The 16,440-nt window shown below is 35.5% G+C and carries 21 protein-coding genes; 4 read left to right on the top strand and 17 right to left on the bottom strand.

Translation table 11 applies throughout. The features are described 5' to 3' along the window. Nucleotides 1–4: 4 nt before the first annotated feature. From Q0Y61_RS03920 to gltS, 13 genes are all read right to left on the bottom strand, one after another. Entirely contained in the window at nt 5–565 is a 561-nt protein-coding gene (locus Q0Y61_RS03920) for an HAD-IIIA family hydrolase (protein WP_297811685.1), read from the bottom strand. After that, a complete protein-coding gene (locus tag Q0Y61_RS03915; protein ID WP_297811682.1) occupies nt 562–1,110 on the bottom strand; it encodes a queuosine precursor transporter in 549 nt (182 codons plus the stop codon). The genes Q0Y61_RS03920 and Q0Y61_RS03915 overlap by 4 nt, the downstream gene beginning before the upstream one ends. 10 nt (nt 1,111–1,120) lie before the next feature. Next, entirely contained in the window at nt 1,121–1,264 is a 144-nt protein-coding gene (locus Q0Y61_RS03910; RefSeq protein WP_297811679.1) for a hypothetical protein, read from the bottom strand. A gap of 234 nt (nt 1,265–1,498) precedes the next feature. After that, on the bottom strand, nt 1,499–1,645 hold the full coding sequence (locus Q0Y61_RS03905; protein WP_297811676.1) for a hypothetical protein: 147 nt from the start codon (nt 1,643–1,645) through the stop codon (nt 1,499–1,501). Nucleotides 1,646–1,809: 164 nt separating this feature from the next. Further along, nucleotides 1,810–2,280, bottom strand: coding sequence for a thioredoxin-dependent thiol peroxidase (gene bcp / locus Q0Y61_RS03900; protein ID WP_297811672.1), 471 nt, complete (start codon nt 2,278–2,280; stop codon nt 1,810–1,812). 15 nt (nt 2,281–2,295) lie between these two features. Then, a complete protein-coding gene (locus Q0Y61_RS03895) occupies nt 2,296–2,712 on the bottom strand; it encodes a dihydroneopterin aldolase (protein WP_297811669.1) in 417 nt (138 codons plus the stop codon). A gap of 8 nt (nt 2,713–2,720) precedes the next feature. Beyond that, nucleotides 2,721–3,278, bottom strand: a complete 558-nt coding sequence (locus Q0Y61_RS03890) for a hypothetical protein (protein ID WP_297811666.1) — start codon at nt 3,276–3,278, stop codon at nt 2,721–2,723. 15 nt (nt 3,279–3,293) lie between these two features. Beyond that, nucleotides 3,294–4,097 carry an MlaD family protein gene (locus Q0Y61_RS03885; protein ID WP_297811663.1) on the bottom strand — a complete coding sequence of 268 codons (804 nt, stop codon included), beginning with the start codon at nt 4,095–4,097 and terminating at the stop codon, nt 3,294–3,296. Nucleotides 4,098–4,105: 8 nt separating this feature from the next. Continuing rightward, nucleotides 4,106–4,843 (bottom strand): ATP-binding cassette domain-containing protein, encoded by a 738-nt coding sequence (locus tag Q0Y61_RS03880; RefSeq protein ID WP_297811660.1) that lies wholly within the window; start codon nt 4,841–4,843, stop codon nt 4,106–4,108. After that, a complete protein-coding gene (locus Q0Y61_RS03875; RefSeq protein WP_297811657.1) occupies nt 4,844–6,001 on the bottom strand; it encodes an ABC transporter permease in 1,158 nt (385 codons plus the stop codon). Nucleotides 6,002–6,021: 20 nt separating this feature from the next. Further along, the gene (locus tag Q0Y61_RS03870; protein ID WP_297811654.1) at nt 6,022–6,762 is read right to left on the bottom strand and encodes a thiol peroxidase; all 741 of its coding nucleotides are present in this window, start codon (nt 6,760–6,762) and stop codon (nt 6,022–6,024) included. Nucleotides 6,763–6,847: 85 nt separating this feature from the next. Next, a complete protein-coding gene (gene queF, locus Q0Y61_RS03865) occupies nt 6,848–7,339 on the bottom strand; it encodes a preQ(1) synthase (RefSeq protein ID WP_297811651.1) in 492 nt (163 codons plus the stop codon). A 323-nt stretch (nt 7,340–7,662) separates the two neighbouring features. Next, nucleotides 7,663–8,871 carry a sodium/glutamate symporter gene (gene gltS, locus Q0Y61_RS03860; RefSeq protein ID WP_297811648.1) on the bottom strand — a complete coding sequence of 403 codons (1,209 nt, stop codon included), beginning with the start codon at nt 8,869–8,871 and terminating at the stop codon, nt 7,663–7,665. A gap of 237 nt (nt 8,872–9,108) precedes the next feature. Between gltS and Q0Y61_RS03855 the strand changes: the two genes are divergently transcribed. From Q0Y61_RS03855 to Q0Y61_RS03840, 4 genes are read left to right on the top strand one after another with little or no spacing between them, the layout of a single operon-like run. Further along, on the top strand, nt 9,109–10,221 hold the full coding sequence (locus Q0Y61_RS03855) for a hypothetical protein (protein WP_297811645.1): 1,113 nt from the start codon (nt 9,109–9,111) through the stop codon (nt 10,219–10,221). Next, nucleotides 10,218–10,793, top strand: a complete 576-nt coding sequence (locus Q0Y61_RS03850; RefSeq protein ID WP_297811641.1) for a hypothetical protein — start codon at nt 10,218–10,220, stop codon at nt 10,791–10,793. The genes Q0Y61_RS03855 and Q0Y61_RS03850 overlap by 4 nt, the downstream gene beginning before the upstream one ends. Further along, nucleotides 10,790–11,068, top strand: a complete 279-nt coding sequence (locus tag Q0Y61_RS03845; RefSeq protein WP_297811638.1) for a hypothetical protein — start codon at nt 10,790–10,792, stop codon at nt 11,066–11,068. Before Q0Y61_RS03850 ends, Q0Y61_RS03845 begins: the two co-directional genes overlap by 4 nt. After that, entirely contained in the window at nt 11,069–12,553 is a 1,485-nt protein-coding gene (locus tag Q0Y61_RS03840) for a pilus (MSHA type) biogenesis protein MshL (protein ID WP_297811635.1), read from the top strand. 38 nt (nt 12,554–12,591) lie between these two features. On the opposite strand, the gene Q0Y61_RS03835 is transcribed toward Q0Y61_RS03840, so the two are convergent. From Q0Y61_RS03835 to rfaD, 4 genes are read right to left on the bottom strand one after another with little or no spacing between them, the layout of a single operon-like run. Beyond that, nucleotides 12,592–13,041 (bottom strand): hypothetical protein, encoded by a 450-nt coding sequence (locus Q0Y61_RS03835; protein ID WP_297811632.1) that lies wholly within the window; start codon nt 13,039–13,041, stop codon nt 12,592–12,594. Further along, nucleotides 13,042–13,605, bottom strand: coding sequence for a D-sedoheptulose 7-phosphate isomerase (gmhA, locus tag Q0Y61_RS03830; RefSeq protein ID WP_297811629.1), 564 nt, complete (start codon nt 13,603–13,605; stop codon nt 13,042–13,044). After that, nucleotides 13,606–15,162, bottom strand: a complete 1,557-nt coding sequence (gene rfaE1, locus Q0Y61_RS03825; RefSeq protein WP_297811626.1) for a D-glycero-beta-D-manno-heptose-7-phosphate kinase — start codon at nt 15,160–15,162, stop codon at nt 13,606–13,608. Beyond that, entirely contained in the window at nt 15,159–16,184 is a 1,026-nt protein-coding gene (rfaD, locus tag Q0Y61_RS03820) for an ADP-glyceromanno-heptose 6-epimerase (protein WP_297811623.1), read from the bottom strand. The genes rfaE1 and rfaD overlap by 4 nt, the downstream gene beginning before the upstream one ends. Nucleotides 16,185–16,440 lie beyond the last annotated feature (256 nt).

Below are 16,440 nucleotides of genomic sequence, written 5' to 3'. Positions count from 1 at the left end.
TATATTAGAGCAAAATTTTCCCTGCTTCTTTTAAATTTTCAACCCTATGCGTCGCGCTTGGAGCGTCCTCTACACCTATTAAAATACGTGTTTGCACGCCCACTTTCAACCCCGCTTGCATATCAGTTTCCTTATCTCCCAAAATATAAGAATCGCATTCTTGCAAATTCAAACCAAATTCTTTAATAGCAGATTCTAACATAGTAGATTTCGGTTTGCGACAATCACATTGCTCCTCTTTAGTATGCGGACAAAAATAAACGCCATCAAAACCAATGTTTTTGGGCATAAAACCATCTACTCGCAAAGGAATCGTAAGGCAGGAGTGAATGCAGTTTTGCATAAATGCACTTAAATTTTCAAAGTCTTTTTGCGTGAAGATTCCACGACCAATCCCCGATTGATTTGTAACCACAAAACAAAGTGCATCTTGTCTTTTAAGCCCTAAAAATAGCTCCATAAAATGCGGGGCAAAATAAAATTCCTCTATTTTGTAACCATAAGGCGAATCCTCAAGATTGACTACGCCGTCCCTATCAAAAAACACGACTTTCTGCTTTTTCATCGCGCGAAAACTCCTAAAAATCTCTGCATTTTAATCCCAAAAAGATAAAATAAAGGTGTATTGGCAAAAGCAAAAATAAATTTCATCAAATAATCCCCTAATATCAACATTAAAATCGCATTCCAAGGCAGGATAAATAAAAACGCAATGTGAAAAAATATCATCGTATCTAAGGCTTGAGAAAATGCTGTGCTACCTGCACTTCTAAGCCACCAAACTTTAGGAAACTTGGATTTAATCCAATAAAACGCATAAACATCTAGTTGTTGAGAAACAAAAAACGCGCTAATGCTTGCAAGTGCGATTCTAAATTCACTTAGAAACAAAGAAGGAATAAAGGCACAAATAATGCCAATACGAACGACTTTTAACACTTCTTTCTTGCTATATTTTTCAGCTAAAATATCTGCAAGCAAGAAAGTAAAAGGATAAGTCAATGCGCCAAAGGTAAAAAAGTCATTAAGTGGAAATTGCACAAGATAGTTTGAAGCGACAATAAGCGCAGTAAAAATAACTGCAGATACAATCATCACAGCTTTAGACATTGGTTTATCCTTAAAAATTAAAAGCGTATTTTATGATTTTGGGCTTTAAGATTCCATAAGAGAAACAATGTCTTAAATTTTTGCCTAAAAGATTCTTTAAAACCGAAGCAATCCATAATGTTGCATTAGAATCTAAGATATAGATTGCTAACAAATTTTGCTCTTTTATGTAGCATAAAGCACTTCAACCACTTAATTCTTTCTCCTACTCTAATCCAACGATTAAGTCCCTCCATCTGCATCATTTTAGCAATAATAGGATTGTCTAGCTTATTATTTTGGGATAACAACATTTGAGAAAATACCTCATAAGTGTTAGAATCTAAACTTGGAAGCACACTAAAATTACAATGACAATAGTCCGCAGTGGTGTAAAAATTCTCTAACTCTAGATAACTTCCCTCACGCAAAATACGAATCCAAGTGCTAGACCCAATACTTCCGCGTCTAAATCTCTACACTTAATAGAATCTAGCACATCAAACTCACTCCTGCCAGTATCGCCGTGCTTACCCATATCACTATTATGTCTCACGAGTGCTAATTGACTTTTTTACATATTAAATTGCCATAATAGTGGCTTGTGTGCTATCCTTGCCTCCAATCACGAATCTTTTGCAGCTTTTGCAGTTTAAAGATTCTAAAAGTTATTGCAACAAAAAATCAATTAAGATATAGTGAAAATATTTTTAATCTCTTTCAATCTTGCAACTCTTCTAGTTTAGCCAAAACTTCGGCAATATGCCCTTTAACTTTGACATTTTTCCATATATAAGCGATTTTGCCCCACGGATCAATCAAAAAAGTGGAGCGAATCACTCCCTCATATTCTTTACCATAGAGTTTTTTTAACCCCCAAGCTCCATAACTCTTAAGCACAGATTTTTGAACATCACTAAGCAAGGTAAAATTTAAAGATTCTTTTGCAATAAAACTTTGATGTGTTTTTACACTATCTGGGCTGATTCCAAGCACGATAGCATTGGAAGCATTAAAAGATTCTAACCTGTCGCGAAAATCACACGCCTCCATTGTGCAGCCGGGTGTTTTATCTTTGGGATAGAAATATACCACAACCCAACTCCCTTGAAAATCCTGTAAAGCAATCTCTGCATTGTCTTGATTAGGCAGACTAAAAAGCGGGGCATTATCGTTAATTTTTAATTCCATTTCATAATCCTTTATTTAATTTTGATAATTAATTTTTATTGAAACTTTACAATCATTAAAGATTTCTAATTTCGTAATTTTAATCCAAAATTCCTTGATTTGCGGAAAGCGCAAAGGAATCTGCTGATAAAAATAACTTTGCGCCTCTTCTAATAATCCAAACTCGCATTCAAAAGCATCTTTGATAAATTCTTTTAAAATCCGATAATCCAAAAAATCTTGCGATTCTATATTTTTTAATGCGTTAGTTTGTGTTAAGGCAAATTTGAGATTCCCCATACAAAGAAACTCTGCATTCACTAGGATTTTTTGCTTATCTTTACGCTCATTTGGCAAAATCCCTATAATGACTTCCAAAGCAAAATCTTCTAAGCAAAGAATATAAGGTATCTTGGACTTTAAAGTAGAATCTCGCTTTTCTAAACTTAACATTCATATCCCTAATTTAACAATGCAAACGAATCTAAAAGTGCAGAATTTATTGTCTGATTCATCGCTTTTATAATTTCATCAAAGCCTCCTTTTTGCACTTTTGTTTCCTTTGTAAGCAAATGATTAGAATCTTGTTGCGCAAGGAGGAGGTTTAGCACCACGACTTCACGCTTTGTATCATAATAAAAATCTAGGATTTGAAGTTTGAAGTTTGAAGTTCTTGCATTCGCAGATTTTAGTAATGAAATATCCGCATATTCTGCTACTTTTAAGACTAAAGAATCTATCATTAGAGGCAGAGGTTCTATCCACTCATTTTTGACAAAATAGTCAAATGTGTTTGCATTCGTTTTGTAGGCGATTTTTCTATTAGCAATTTTGAGGCTCGCTTCTGTGCCTTGATAAATGAGAGGTGATTTGGGAATCCTCTTATTCTCTTGTTTCCAAACTTCTATATCCAAACTCAACTCATAATGTTGAATCCTTGGTAACTCTTTACTCAAACAACCGCTAAACACCAATAACAATATAGAAATAAAAAAAACTTTAAAAATTCTTATTTGCATTTCTTTCCTTTTATCTCATTCACGCGGTCCTAAAGTCCGCTGTCTTTTACCAAACAAAAACTCGCTTGGCGCATTAGAAAAATCCTCCACAGAATCTCCTGTTTTTTGTAAAATCTGTTCCAATGTTTTAGAATTTCGTTCTAAATCAAACAAAAGTGGCGTTAAAAGGGTGCGTAAGTTATAATCTCCTTTCAGAATATCACGATGAATCGCCTCTCTACTTTCTCCAATTCCCTCAATCTCTTTTTGAGCAGAGGTTAGCACACTCTCTATTCTAGGAGGTAGATTTGCTAAACCCTCTAAAGTCCGCTCCATATTATCTAAATTTTTATCGCTTAAAAGATGATTTAAACGATTTAAACTCATCTCCAAGCGGTCAAAAACATTTTCTGCTTTATTTCCAACTTTCTCTAACCAATTCTCCTCCAAGCTTAAAGTCGCTCTGACTCCTTTAGTATAAAATTCGCCCTTGCCTTGCACAAGAGAGAGAAAAACGCCTCCTGTTAGCCCTTGCGAATCTACGAAAATCTTTGCGCCCTCTCTTAAAATAATATCTTTTTTAATCCAAAGAGTAATTTCTACATCTTCTGCACCCATATTTAGCTTATAGCCCTTTACAAAACCCACAGGAAGTCCCAAATATCTGACGGGAGTTTCAATCCGCACTCCTTTGGGTAAATTCTTATTATAAAGATAATATTCCCGATAATCCTCTAAATTTCTATCGTATTTACCTAGCCAAAAGACAAATCCTGCTAGACTTATCAACGAAACAACAAAAAATAAGCCAAGCAAGACATAATTTAATCGCGCTTCCATATAACTCCTTAAATCTGATACAAAAACAAATCTAGCGATTCCGTCTGTTGTGCTAAAGTCTGCACACTACCCTCAAATAATATCTCTTGATTTTTTAAAATTACCATTCTATCTACTGCACCCTTAACAGACTCCATATCGTGCGTTACCATTACAACACTAATTTCTAGCAAATCTCTTAATTCCACAATCAAAGCATCAAAATGCCTTGCGCTTTTAGGATCTAAACCACTTGTAGGTTCGTCTAAAAACAAGATTTTTGGGCTAAGGGCTAAAGCACGCGCTAAACCTACGCGCTTAACCATTCCACCACTTAGCTCATTGGGATAAAGCTTCGCCACCTCTGCCTTTAGCCCCACACGCGTAAGCCAAATATATGCAAGGGATTCTATATCATAAGAGCTAAAATTTGTCCATTCTCTCAAAGGAATCGTGAGATTTTCTAGCACACTTAACGAACTAAAGAGTGCGCCAAACTGAAACAACACTCCCATATTTAACTTCATTTTCAAGGCATCTTTTGTGTTTAATTTCCAAATGTCTTGCCCTAGTATTCGCACTTCTCCACTAGTAGGTTGCTTTAAAAAAATCATCGTGTTTAGCAAAGTGCTTTTCCCACTTCCACTCCCGCCAAGCAAAGCAAAAATTTCTTTTTTACCTATATTAAAAGAGATTTTATCGTGAATGATTCGTTTGCCATAAGTTGTTGTCAAATTGCGCACTTCTATAATGTTTTGGGATTCCATTTACCAACCTATTTGCGTAAAGAGGACAGAGCACAATGCGTCAAATGCAATCACGCAAAAGATAGATTCCACCACACTTTTTGTCGTATGGATTCCAATGCTTCGCGTATCTTTTGCGACAATAAACCCGTGATAGCAACCAATTAATGCGATAATTAATCCAAAAAAGGGTGCTTTAAGAAAACCTATCCAAAAATGTCGCATTTCTACCATTTGTAAAAATCTTTCAATAAACTGCTCACTACTGATTCCTAATTGCATTTGCGAAACAAACATTGCGCCAATAAGTCCAAAAATATCAGCGATGAAAACTACAAGAGGTAGCACGGCACAAAGTGCAATTACTCGCGGTAGAACTAGAAAATTAATAGGATTAAATCCCATTACATTCATTGCGTCAATTTCTTGAGTTGCGCGCATCATTCCAATCTCTGCACTAAATGCGGACGCGCTTCGTCCTGCGATAATGATTGCCGTAATAATCGGTGCCATTTCGCGCAAAGTTAGCATGGAACTCATTTCAACGATTAATATGCTTGCCCCAAATTGTTCTAGCTGGAGACTTCCTTGATAAGCAACCACGATTCCAATGAGAAAACAGGCTAAAGAAACAATTGGAATCGCTTTAATTAAAGCTTCTTGCACTTGAAACAACAAAGCCTTTAGGCGGATATTTGTGGGGTTGATTAGCCCAATTAAGAAATTATAAATCATCTCACCCAAGAATCCAAAAGTCATTAGTGCATTATTGCTCCAATTTTTTAAAATCTTAAAAGTATCCAAATGCCATTGAATGAACTCTCGTGTAATAGCTGTTTTATCGGGTGCTTTTTTGTCTTGCAGAATCGTCAAAATTCGTTTAGATTTCTGTGAAATCAATAGTGCATTTTGCGAATCCTCAAGCTTGATTTTTGTTTGATGTTTCAAATCCTCTAGCCACCTAAGCAAAATCTCTCCGCCACAAAAGTCCAAATCAAAAGAATCCTTTAGCCGAATGCAAACAGCGACACTTTGTGATTCTCTCCTTGCTTTAGCAATGGAATCCCAAACGCTCTCTAAGCGCCTAAGTATGTGCCTAGAGAGGTCTTTATCCCAAACCCCACCGAGCAAAACAACCGCACTTGTAGAATCGTAACTAATTTCTAAGCTTGCTTGCATCAATTACCATTTGAATAAGATTATTTTTGTTCAAAGATAAAGGGAACGCCTTTTATAAGATTACTGCTAAAAATCTTATCCGTATTTTTGCGCACTTGGGTAATATTCGTTGCCATTTCATTCTTGCTTAACTTTACCTCTTGGTAAAAAGAACGTAAAATTTTAATTTTACCTTTCGTATCCTCTACCTTTAACTTTGCCGTTTGATTCATCGCTAATTGTGCTTTAATAAAAGCTTCTTTTTGATGCACAGGGGCAAAAATCAACTTCAAATTCGCTTGTTTTAATTCCTCCTCTATGGTCTCTAATTGCTTGCGGCAATAAGGACAATCTGGGTCTGTTACAACGATTTTTGTTGGCAAACCCTCACCCTCTCCTTTGAGATAAATAAAATCGTTAGGAGAAAAGCTTGCAAAAAGCGCATTAAGGGCTTTTGAATCTTTTTTTTCTTTCTCCTCTCCTGCCTTATAAAGTTCCTCCATAATCATACTAGAGTCTTCTTTATTTAAATTCATCATTTTGCTTAATGCAACAAAGTAATTTCCATCTTGGCTAACCATCGCAGGAAAAATATCTCCCCCTTGCGTGCGTCCAATCACAAAATATTGATTTGTGAAACTTTTTAGCGGTTTTTTAAACTGAATCTCTACCTCAACCTCTGCAAATTCTCTCACACTCTTTTTGAAATTTTCATCAAATCCCGCTAGGGAGAAACTCGCACAACTAGCGATAATAGTAATACTGAAAATTAATTTTTGCATTAATACTCCTTGTTTTAAAATAAGCAGTATTATATAATAATCTTGTAAAGAAAATGGAATCTTAATTACACTTTTATCCTTGTCTTTAACGATTATCTATCTTTTCTACAATCAAATCGTGGTTTTTGAGGCGATATTCCGCCATTTCTTGATATTTTGTATTTGGGATTCCATAGTTTGCATAAGGATCAATGCTAATCCCGCCACGAGGTAGAAATTTACCCCATACTTCAAGGTAACGTGGCTGCATTAACTGCACCAAATCCTTTAAAATGATATTAACGCAATCCTCGTGGAATCCGCCGTGATTGCGAAAGCTAAAAAGATAAAGCTTGAGTGATTTAGATTCTACCATTTTTTTATCCGGTATATAAGAAATATAAATGGTCGCAAAATCTGGCTGTCCTGTAATAGGACAAAGACTTGTAAATTCTGGGCAATTCAACTTGACAAAATAATCATTCTCTTGGTGTTGGTTTAAAAAAGTCTCCAAAAGATTCTTATCGTAGATAAAAACATATTTTGTTGCATTGCCTAAATGTGTTAAGGATTTTTGCATTATTTGCTTCTTGGACATTCGCTATCCTTTAATAAATTTTCACACAATTATACAAAACTTTAGAATCTTTGCACAACCGCCCTGTCATTGTGAATACGATAGGAATTCCATAGGTTTTCATCTTGTTAAATCAAATCGTGAAAAAGATTCAAAATACTCTCTTCGTCTAGCATTGTAGAATCAACCTTTTCTCCAAAAGCACCTTGCAACTCCTCAACCAAAAGAAAACGAGAATGTTAATATTTTTCTCTTGATTGTTTTTAACTTTGCAAAAAGGCGCAAATCTTCATAACTATGATAATCTTTCAGAAGTGCCAAGCAATGCCTCTACTCACACTTCATTAGAAAAATGGTAGCTTTAACACTCCGCTAATCACAAACGCATTCACAAGGTCAATGAAAAATGCTCCCACTAAAGGCACGACAATAAACGCCATATGACTTGGTCCATAATGTTGAGTAACCGTTTGCATATTTGCCATAGCCGTAGGAGTAGCACCAAGTCCAAATCCGCAATGCCCTGCAGCTAAAACTGCTGCATCATAATCACGTCCGCAGAATCTAAAGGTCACAAAAACAGCAAAAAATACCATTAATACAACTTGAATTGTAAGAATTACCAACATAGGAAGCGCCAAAGAAACCAACTGATAAAGGTTAATTGTCATTAACGCGTAAGCCAAGAAAAGTGAGAGACTAACATTTCCTAACACAGAAACTTCCCTATCAAATACTTGATGCACCTTTGTCAATGAGAGGACATTGCGCAAAACTGCTCCTACAAACAGACACCATACAAAAGTAGGAAGCGTGAAAGATGAACCTTTAAAATAAGTTGAAACAAGCGTTCCAACAAGTAAAGAAACTGCAATCAATGCTAAGGACTCTACAAAAGAACCCGCGGTAATCAAACGTTCTTTTTCCGGCTTTTCAAATCCTTTGGGTAAAACCTCTTCGTGGTTTTTGCTTGGAAGCTGTAAATTGTATCTTTTCACGAGATAGTGCGCAACAGGACCTCCGATAACCCCCCCCGCAATTAATCCAAAAGTCGCACAAGCCATTGCAACCTCTAAAGCAGCTTCAAAGTTATAAGGAGACGCCTTAAAAATATCTGCCCACGCCGCACCTGTGCCGTGTCCTCCGCTCATTGTGATAGAACCGCCTAGCAAACCAATCACAGGATTTACGCCCATTGTTTGTGCTGCAATTAATCCTGCGATATTTTGCAAAAACAGCAAGGCAGAAACAAAGATTAAAAAAATAAAAAGAATCTTTCCTCCCTTCTTAAAAGAGGCAAAATCCGCACTCAATCCAATACTTGCATAAAATGCCAACATCAAAGGGTCTTTTAGAGAACTATCAAACTTTAATTCTACCCCTCCATAACGATAAAAACAAAAAATCAATAGGGCAGCAATGATTCCACCTACCACAGGTTCAGGGATATTATAATCTTGTAAAAACTTAATCTTACTGATAACAAAGCGACCCAATAGTAAGACAAAAATCATACTAAGCAAAGTTGCATAAAAATTAAATGAAATTGCCATTATAGCTCCTGTTGTAAATGCTACATTATAATCAAAAGCAAATTAGAGTTAAATAAGGGTTAAGCAAACAAAACTCTAATGTAAGCCAAACAAGAGATTCCCTCTCAAACAGATACAAATTGTAACATTTAATCTTTCTACTCTATTTTGTAGAAACTTCTACTTTAAAAACCGAATACTTTAAACTTTTTTAAGCTATTATCCGAAGTTTGACACATAATTTTAAAGGTTTGGGGTTTGGAGAGCTTTAAAAACAAAGAAATTATATTTTATACATTGATTTTGAATGAAAAAGAAAACCAAAAACTTCAAGAATCCCCAGAGATTTTGGAAGATTTTTTAGAAGACAAAATTTGCTCTTTGCTAAATCTTCCGCATACTTGTGAATATTTTTTACGCTTTTCTCATACTCAAGATTCTACCACTTATCATTGCTTGCTACTCAATAAAGATTCGCTGAAAAAGTATGTGAGCGATGCGAATCTTTACCTTAGCCACCCTTGCTTTTTGTGTGCGCAATTTTTACGAGATGACAGGGAATCGCAAGCATTTTTGGTGCTAGATTCCTACGCGCAATGGACACTTATTTATTATGAGAGAGGAGAAATAGCTTTCTTACAACCCATAAAAGACTTCCAAGTAGCACAAGAAAAAATTAAAGACTTCAGACAAAAAGACAAAAACTTTCTATTGACTTTTTGGGTATTAGATGAAAGCAGTGCAACTCAAGAAATCCAACACTTGCAGTCTCAATTTAACGCACAAAGACTTTCTTATAAAATCAACGAAATAGAACTTTTGGATTCTTTAAATTTTAACCCCTTAGAAAAAACACTTCCCCTAATGCAGCAAAAGATTGGCAAAGCTTTAAAGTTTAGTGTGCTGGGTGTTTTAATGGGCATTGGGATTTGGCTTGTATTTTTGATTTTAAACCTACTATCTAGCCGAGAAATTGCAAACTTGCAATCTCAAATCCACGAGCAACACATTAAAATCAATGACCAAAACCAAAGTTTCACAGAATCCCAAAAGCAAGCATTACTTTTGCAAGAGCAGCGAGATTCCCTCCAAATGTTATATGAAAAAAATTCTCAATTTCTTAAAAATGCGATGCCAAATGCAACTTATCTTGTGCCATTTTTTAACGCGATTGACCCGATTTTACAAGAACAAAATGTCAAAATTGCTTATTTTGGAATGGAAAACAACTTGCTCTCCTTGCTCTTTAGAGGCAAAAATACTTTACAAGTTTTAGAGGAATTAGAAAAATCACATTGGGGAAATGTGCAGAGTTTAGAAAAATATCAAGATTTTTATTGGATACAAATAGCAATGAGGATTCCACGATGAAAGATTCCCTTAACCAAGTGCTAAAAAGAATAGAATCTTATTTGAACGCGCGTTCTAATCGTGAATTAATTTTGCTGTTTATTTTTTGCTTTTTGTTAGGATTTATATCTATTTTTAGCCTAAGTTTTGAGCACACAAAGCTATCTTTAGAAGAAAAAAACCAAAGAAAAATTCGTTTAAGACAAGAGCTTTTAGACTTGCAAAGCACCTCCAAAGTCGTTAAAAATCTTAATGATATGGAATCTCTACAAGATTCCATTCAAGACTTAAAGCAAAAAATCGCATTACAAGAGAAACAAAAAAATCTTTTACAAAAGCAATCTAGCATTTATATGCTAACACAAATCGCTGATTCTAAAAGCCTACAAGACTTGACTATCTCGCAAGAAAACAAGCAAATCAACTTAAGTGCAAAAGGACGATATGAAAATTTCTTTGGCTTTTTAGAAAACTTGGAATCGCAAGCGCATTTACAAATCCATTCTCTTTCTCTCTATCCCAATCCTACTAAGCAGAATTTAGAATTTTATTTAGAAGTTTTACTACATCAAAAGACGAAGGAATTTGAATGAAATATTTGCTTTTTAACTTCTTTTGGCTTGTGGCTTATGCGGACCCATTTTATTATGGCGAAAACTCTATGCCAAATGAAAGCCTGAATCTCTATGGTTTAATGCAAGACCGCGCAAATTTTAATGGCAAGTGGTATAAAGTTCAGACAATTTTTGAAGCGCAAAACACAAGTTGGACGATTCTTAAAATCCAAAATCATTGCGTGTTTTTACAAGATTCTACACAAACACCCCATAAAATTTGCCTATTAAAATCCAACTTATTAAGGAACTAAATGCGAATTTTTTGTCAATTCCATCTGATTCTTCTGCTCTTTTCTCTCCCGATTTTTGCGTGTCAAAATCGCCTTTTTAATCTCTCTTTGCAAAACTACCCTATCAAAATCAGTGAGGTTTTAAACGAATTTTCTAGTGAATGTCATTTTAGTGTGGTTTGGAATGAAGCTGAAATAGAATCCCGACTCAACCAAAGCCTCTCTATGATTAATTTTAAAAATAAGGATTTAGACTTTATTTTTGAACTCCTTTTTAACGCAGCAAATCTTCATTACTCTTTTGAAAAAGATATTCTAAGGCTGAAAATCAATGAAACCAAAACTTTTAAAATCAACTACTTAAGCACAAATCGGCAAGGCATCAGCAATACTTCTGTTTCTATCAACAACGAAGAGCGACAAAACAACTACAACACGCAAAATCAAGAAGAAAATTTAAGCAAGTCTGGCATTAATATTAAAAGCGAAGATGGATTCAACTTCTGGGAAACCATTGAAACGGAAATTTTGACCATCATTAATGCCAAAGCGGAAGAGGGGAGAGTCATTATCAATCGTGGCGCAGGATTAATCAGTGTGCAAGGCGATAGAAAATCACTTCAAAAGGTAGAATCTTATATCCAAAATTTACACGAGCGGTTGCAACAACAAGTCTTAATTGATGTGCATATTCTAAGCGTTACGCACAAAAACACAGAAACTTTGGGAATTAATTGGGAAAGCCTTTATGATTTGCAAAATCTTGTGATTCCATCTTTTGGAGAAAATGCGAGTTTGGGTGGCAATGGCGAAATTGGAAATACAAGTGGAATCAACCTCATTGGTGGGGAAGGTGGGCGGAAGCTACAATATGGCTTGAACATTTTCTCACAAGGCGTAAGCCTTACACGCATTGTAGAGTTTTTAAAAACTTATGGAGAAGTGCAATCTATCTCTAATCCCAAAGTTTTGACGCTTAACAATCAACCTGCAATGATTAGCGTAGGAGATATTTTGCGTTACAAAAAGAGCAATATTTATCAAAATACCAATGCTCAAACAACCCTAACCAATACAGATAATGAATATCCTAGTATTTTTGCTGGGGTGCTTTTAGATATTACCCCGCTTGTATTTGGTGAAGAGATTATGCTGAAAATCAACCCCTCCATCACCAAAACAAAAGACAATAAAAGCGAGATTCCAAGCAATGCCTTTGACACTCCGCCCAACCTTACAACCAATCAATTAAGCTCTATTGTCAAAGTCAAAAATAATCAAAAAATCATTTTAGGAGGATTAATATCCCAAAACACAATTAACCAACAAAACAAAGTGCCATTACTTGGGGATATACCTTTGTTAAACCTGCTTTTTTCTTACTCGCAAGAAGTGCAAAATACCGAAGAGATTTTATTCATCATTGAACCAAAAATCATAGAGGATAATGTATTAAGCCTAGAATCACTCGGTTATCATCTAATTGATGAGGAGGGAATAAAGTAAATCTTGAAATCTAAAGTGTTGGCTTTGATTGAACTCTTTTATCCTGATAAAAGAAATGTACGTAAATCATTTTTAAAACTTTTTGCCAAAACTTTTGCGCAATAGGGGCAAAGCCTTAAAGGCTTATCATTAAAAAATTTTGTCTGCACCTTGTGCGAATAAATCCCTAGAAAAAAGCGTAAATCAAGTGAAATCGTAGCGATGAAATCGGGATTCTTTAGATTCTTTAAAGCCTCCTCACACCCACATAAATGCACAGAAGGGTCGCCTTTACTTCTGAAAGTTGTCTCTTGAATCTTGGCTTGATAGAGCATTATTTTGCAAATTTTATTGTTAGAAAAACGGAAATAAATCCCTCGCTCATTAGCAGTTAAATCTGCAAAATTTGCTAGAATCCCCTCGTTTTGAAGCTGCTCAAAAAGCTCAGAATCTAAACTAGAATCCCCACCTGCACAAGCAACAATTGTTTTTTCAAAAAACTCTTGCAATTACTCCACTCCTCTTTCAATCAAATCACAAAGAATATGTCCCATTAAAATGTGCATTTCTTGAATGCGTGGAGTATCCTCGCTTGGAGAGAGAAGCAACACATCACAGAGTGTGCGCATTTCTCCTCCACTCCCTCCACTAAACCCTAATGTCTTGCAGCCTAACTGATGCGCAACTTTCAACGCATTTAAGACATTTTTGCTATTTCCACTTGTAGAGATTCCAAGTAGTAAATCACCCTTTCTCGCTAAAGCCTCTACTTGCCTAGAAAATACAAAATCATAGCCATAATCATTGCCAATTGCACTTAAAGCACTTGTATCGGTTGTCAGTGCGATTGCAGAGAATCCTCTACGCTCCTTTTTGTATCTCCCGGTTAATTCTGCGGCAATATGTTGGCTATCTGCGGCGCTTCCACCATTACCACATAGCAGAATCTTTCCACCGCTTTTTAATGTTTCTATTGCCATTTGTGCCGCTTCTTGTAACACTTGCGCTAGGGATTCCATTTTTTGCGCACTTTCTAAATGCGCAGCAATTTCGTTTAAAATTATTTGTTTCATTTAAGATTCCTTTATTCTTTGGATTAATTGGCTTGTGCTTTTGCCCTCTAGAAACTCTATTAACTGCACTTCTTCGCTAAACTCTCGTCCTACCACTTCCTTATCTTTATAATCTGCACCTTTGACTAATAGATTTGGACGAATCTTGGCAATCAATTCGCGTGGTGTATCCTCGTTAAAAATTACAACAAAATCTACACATTCCAAAGCACAAAGCATTGCAATTCTATCTTTTTGGTTATTAATCGGGCGTGAAGCGCCTTTCAATCTCCTAATAGAATCATCACTATTTAAACCAACAATTAATAAATCCCCGAGATTCCGTGCCTTGTGCAAATAATCAATATGCCCTAAATGCAAAATATCAAAACAACCATTAGTAAAAACGACTTTAAAATTTTCCCTTTTTAATTGATAAATAGAATCCAAAAATACGTTAAAATCCTCTCCCTTTATCCATTTATCCCAATATGAATTGGGTTTTTGTTGCTTAAGAATCTTATTGATTTGTTTGTTTAAATGATTTAAGTGAGGTATTGTCTCATCAAAAATTTTCAAAAACTCTGTATTTGCTAAAGCAGAATCCAAAAGATTGTTACGTTTAAGATAGGTAAGAATCTCTTGCTTACTTGCCGTTGCAGAACCCACTTTACTCACAACCACAGCAGCCGCTGCATTAGCGAAATACACACTTTGCGAGATTGACCTACCTAAGGCTAACATATAGGCTAAAGAGGCAATCACCGTGTCCCCAGCCCCTGTTACATCAAAGACTTCTCGCGCAATCGTTGGCACTTGCTCTATTTGTGTGTTTCTCTCTCGTATAGAATCTTTTTTAATAAATGCGATTCCATCTTCACTTAAAGTTATCAGCGAAATTTCTAACTCACACATCTTTTGCAAAGCCACGATACAATCCCGCAAAGAATCCTCATTATTAATGTAAATCCCTGTGGCTTGCATTGCTTCTTTTTTATTAGGTGTAAGCAAAGTTGCACCTTTGTATTTGGAGTAATTTTTTCCCTTTGGGTCTATTAGAATCTTCAAATAGTGCGACTTCGCTAATGCAATCAAGCTTTGTGTTAAACTCTCACTTAATACGCCCTTTTGATAATCACTTAGCACAAGACATTGAAGCTTGGATTCTACAATCAAATGTTGAGCGAAATTTAAAATAAACTCCTCACCCTCTCGAGAAATAGGGCTTTTATCCTCTCTATCAATCCGCACGACTTGTTGGTGTGCTGCAATGAGACGCGATTTTTGTGTCGTAGGGCGCGAAAGATTTGTAAAAATCCCCTCTGTTTGAATGCCTCTGCTTTCTAATTCCTTACGCAAAGTCTTTCCTGCTTCATCACAGCCTACCATTCCACAAACCCATACATTAGATTCTAAGCTTATAAGATTATTAGCAACATTACAAGCACCCCCTAGATTTAAGGATTCCTTTTTTACCTCAATCACTTGCACGGGTGCTTCAGGAGAAATACGTTCACAATTTCCCCAAATATAATGGTCTAAAATCAAATCACCCACGACTAGAATATTTGGTTTCACGCATTATTTCCTAAAATTTCGTCCCATAAGTTTTTGCTATGAATCTTTTTAATCTGGTTTAGATAGTTTTTTATTCCCACTTCTAGCGAGAATCTCGGCTCATAATCTAAAAATTTTTTAGTTAAAACGATATTAGCCTCTGTGTGTGTTTGAAAAAACTCATAAGGATTGTCTATATACTCTACTTCAAATTCCCCGAGATTCATTTTAAGACAATCTACAATCTCATTATAGCTCCTAGCCTTACCACTTCCAACATTATAGATTCCACTTTTTTTGGCATTAATTGCTTTAACGTTTGCAGCAATCACATCTTGAATATACACAAAATCGCGTTTTTGTTCTCCCATTTTAAACAAACGCACTTTTTTAAACTTCAAAGCCTGCAAGCCTAATTGCAAAATCATTGAAGCAGTTTTGCCCTTATAAGCCTCATTTTCACCATAGACATTAAAATACCTCAAGCCTACAATATTTAAAAGTGGGAAGTTCTTTAAATATTTCAAGGTAAGATTATCCATCATCAATTTAGAAAACCCATAAACATTCTCTGGAATCTCTCCGCTACCAATACTATTGGGTGCTGCGCTATTGCCATAGACACCCGCACTTGAAGCATAAATCATACTTGCGTTACTACGCACACACAAATCCAGCAAATCCTTATAGGCATTCACATTTGCACGCAAAACCGCCTCTTGATTTCTTGCTGTGGTATCAGAAATTGCGGCTTGATGAAAGATATAGTCAAACTTGCGTTCCTCCAATCTTGCCAAGTCCTCTTTACTTGTAATATCTCCTACTATCACTTCGCCTTTGAAATCTAGCAGATTCTTAAAATGTCCTAGAGATTTGAAGTTGCCATTACTAAACTTTGTCTCACTCCTAAAGCTATCAAACACAACAACTTCTGCGTCTTTATGGTGCTTTTGAAAATAAAGTGCAAGGTTTGAGCCGATAAATCCCGCGCCACCAGTGATTAAAATGCGTTTTCCTTTCAAAGAATCATCAATATACTGCATAGTCTCTCCTTTTAAAGATTTGGCTTTATTGTAGCAAAATTCTACACAAAATAAGATTCCACAATTTTATATGTTTTATTTTTTAAAACGCAAGATTATAGCTTGCAAGACTCATAAATTGCCTTTTAGATTCCATTGTAAAGTTTTTAACGATTACAGCATTAAACTTAACAAGTTTATGCTATGATTTTAGTTTGATTCTTTGATTCTTTGATTCTTTGATTCTTTGATTCTTTGATTCTTTGATTCTTTGATT

This window comes from uncultured Helicobacter sp., from assembly GCF_947367035.1.
In the GTDB taxonomy this organism is placed as follows: Bacteria; Campylobacterota; Campylobacteria; order Campylobacterales; family Helicobacteraceae; genus Helicobacter_D.
This window is presented reverse-complemented; position numbering and strand designations above follow the sequence as displayed.

Coding starts and splice junctions, on each gene's coding strand:
- Q0Y61_RS03920 (WP_297811685.1), bottom strand. CDS start 565: ATGAAAAAGCAGAAAGTCGTGTTTTTTGATAGGGACGGCGTAGTCAAT.
- Q0Y61_RS03915 (WP_297811682.1), bottom strand. CDS start 1,110: ATGTCTAAAGCTGTGATGATTGTATCTGCAGTTATTTTTACTGCGCTT.
- bcp (WP_297811672.1), bottom strand. CDS start 2,280: ATGGAATTAAAAATTAACGATAATGCCCCGCTTTTTAGTCTGCCTAAT.
- Q0Y61_RS03895 (WP_297811669.1), bottom strand. CDS start 2,712: ATGTTAAGTTTAGAAAAGCGAGATTCTACTTTAAAGTCCAAGATACCT.
- Q0Y61_RS03890 (WP_297811666.1), bottom strand. CDS start 3,278: ATGCAAATAAGAATTTTTAAAGTTTTTTTTATTTCTATATTGTTATTG.
- Q0Y61_RS03885 (WP_297811663.1), bottom strand. CDS start 4,097: ATGGAAGCGCGATTAAATTATGTCTTGCTTGGCTTATTTTTTGTTGTT.
- Q0Y61_RS03880 (WP_297811660.1), bottom strand. CDS start 4,843: ATGGAATCCCAAAACATTATAGAAGTGCGCAATTTGACAACAACTTAT.
- Q0Y61_RS03875 (WP_297811657.1), bottom strand. CDS start 6,001: ATGCAAGCAAGCTTAGAAATTAGTTACGATTCTACAAGTGCGGTTGTT.
- Q0Y61_RS03870 (WP_297811654.1), bottom strand. CDS start 6,762: ATGCAAAAATTAATTTTCAGTATTACTATTATCGCTAGTTGTGCGAGT.
- queF (WP_297811651.1), bottom strand. CDS start 7,339: ATGTCCAAGAAGCAAATAATGCAAAAATCCTTAACACATTTAGGCAAT.
- gltS (WP_297811648.1), bottom strand. CDS start 8,871: ATGGCAATTTCATTTAATTTTTATGCAACTTTGCTTAGTATGATTTTT.
- Q0Y61_RS03850 (WP_297811641.1), top strand. CDS start 10,218: ATGAAAGATTCCCTTAACCAAGTGCTAAAAAGAATAGAATCTTATTTG.
- Q0Y61_RS03845 (WP_297811638.1), top strand. CDS start 10,790: ATGAAATATTTGCTTTTTAACTTCTTTTGGCTTGTGGCTTATGCGGAC.
- Q0Y61_RS03840 (WP_297811635.1), top strand. CDS start 11,069: ATGCGAATTTTTTGTCAATTCCATCTGATTCTTCTGCTCTTTTCTCTC.
- gmhA (WP_297811629.1), bottom strand. CDS start 13,605: ATGAAACAAATAATTTTAAACGAAATTGCTGCGCATTTAGAAAGTGCG.
- rfaD (WP_297811623.1), bottom strand. CDS start 16,184: ATGCAGTATATTGATGATTCTTTGAAAGGAAAACGCATTTTAATCACT.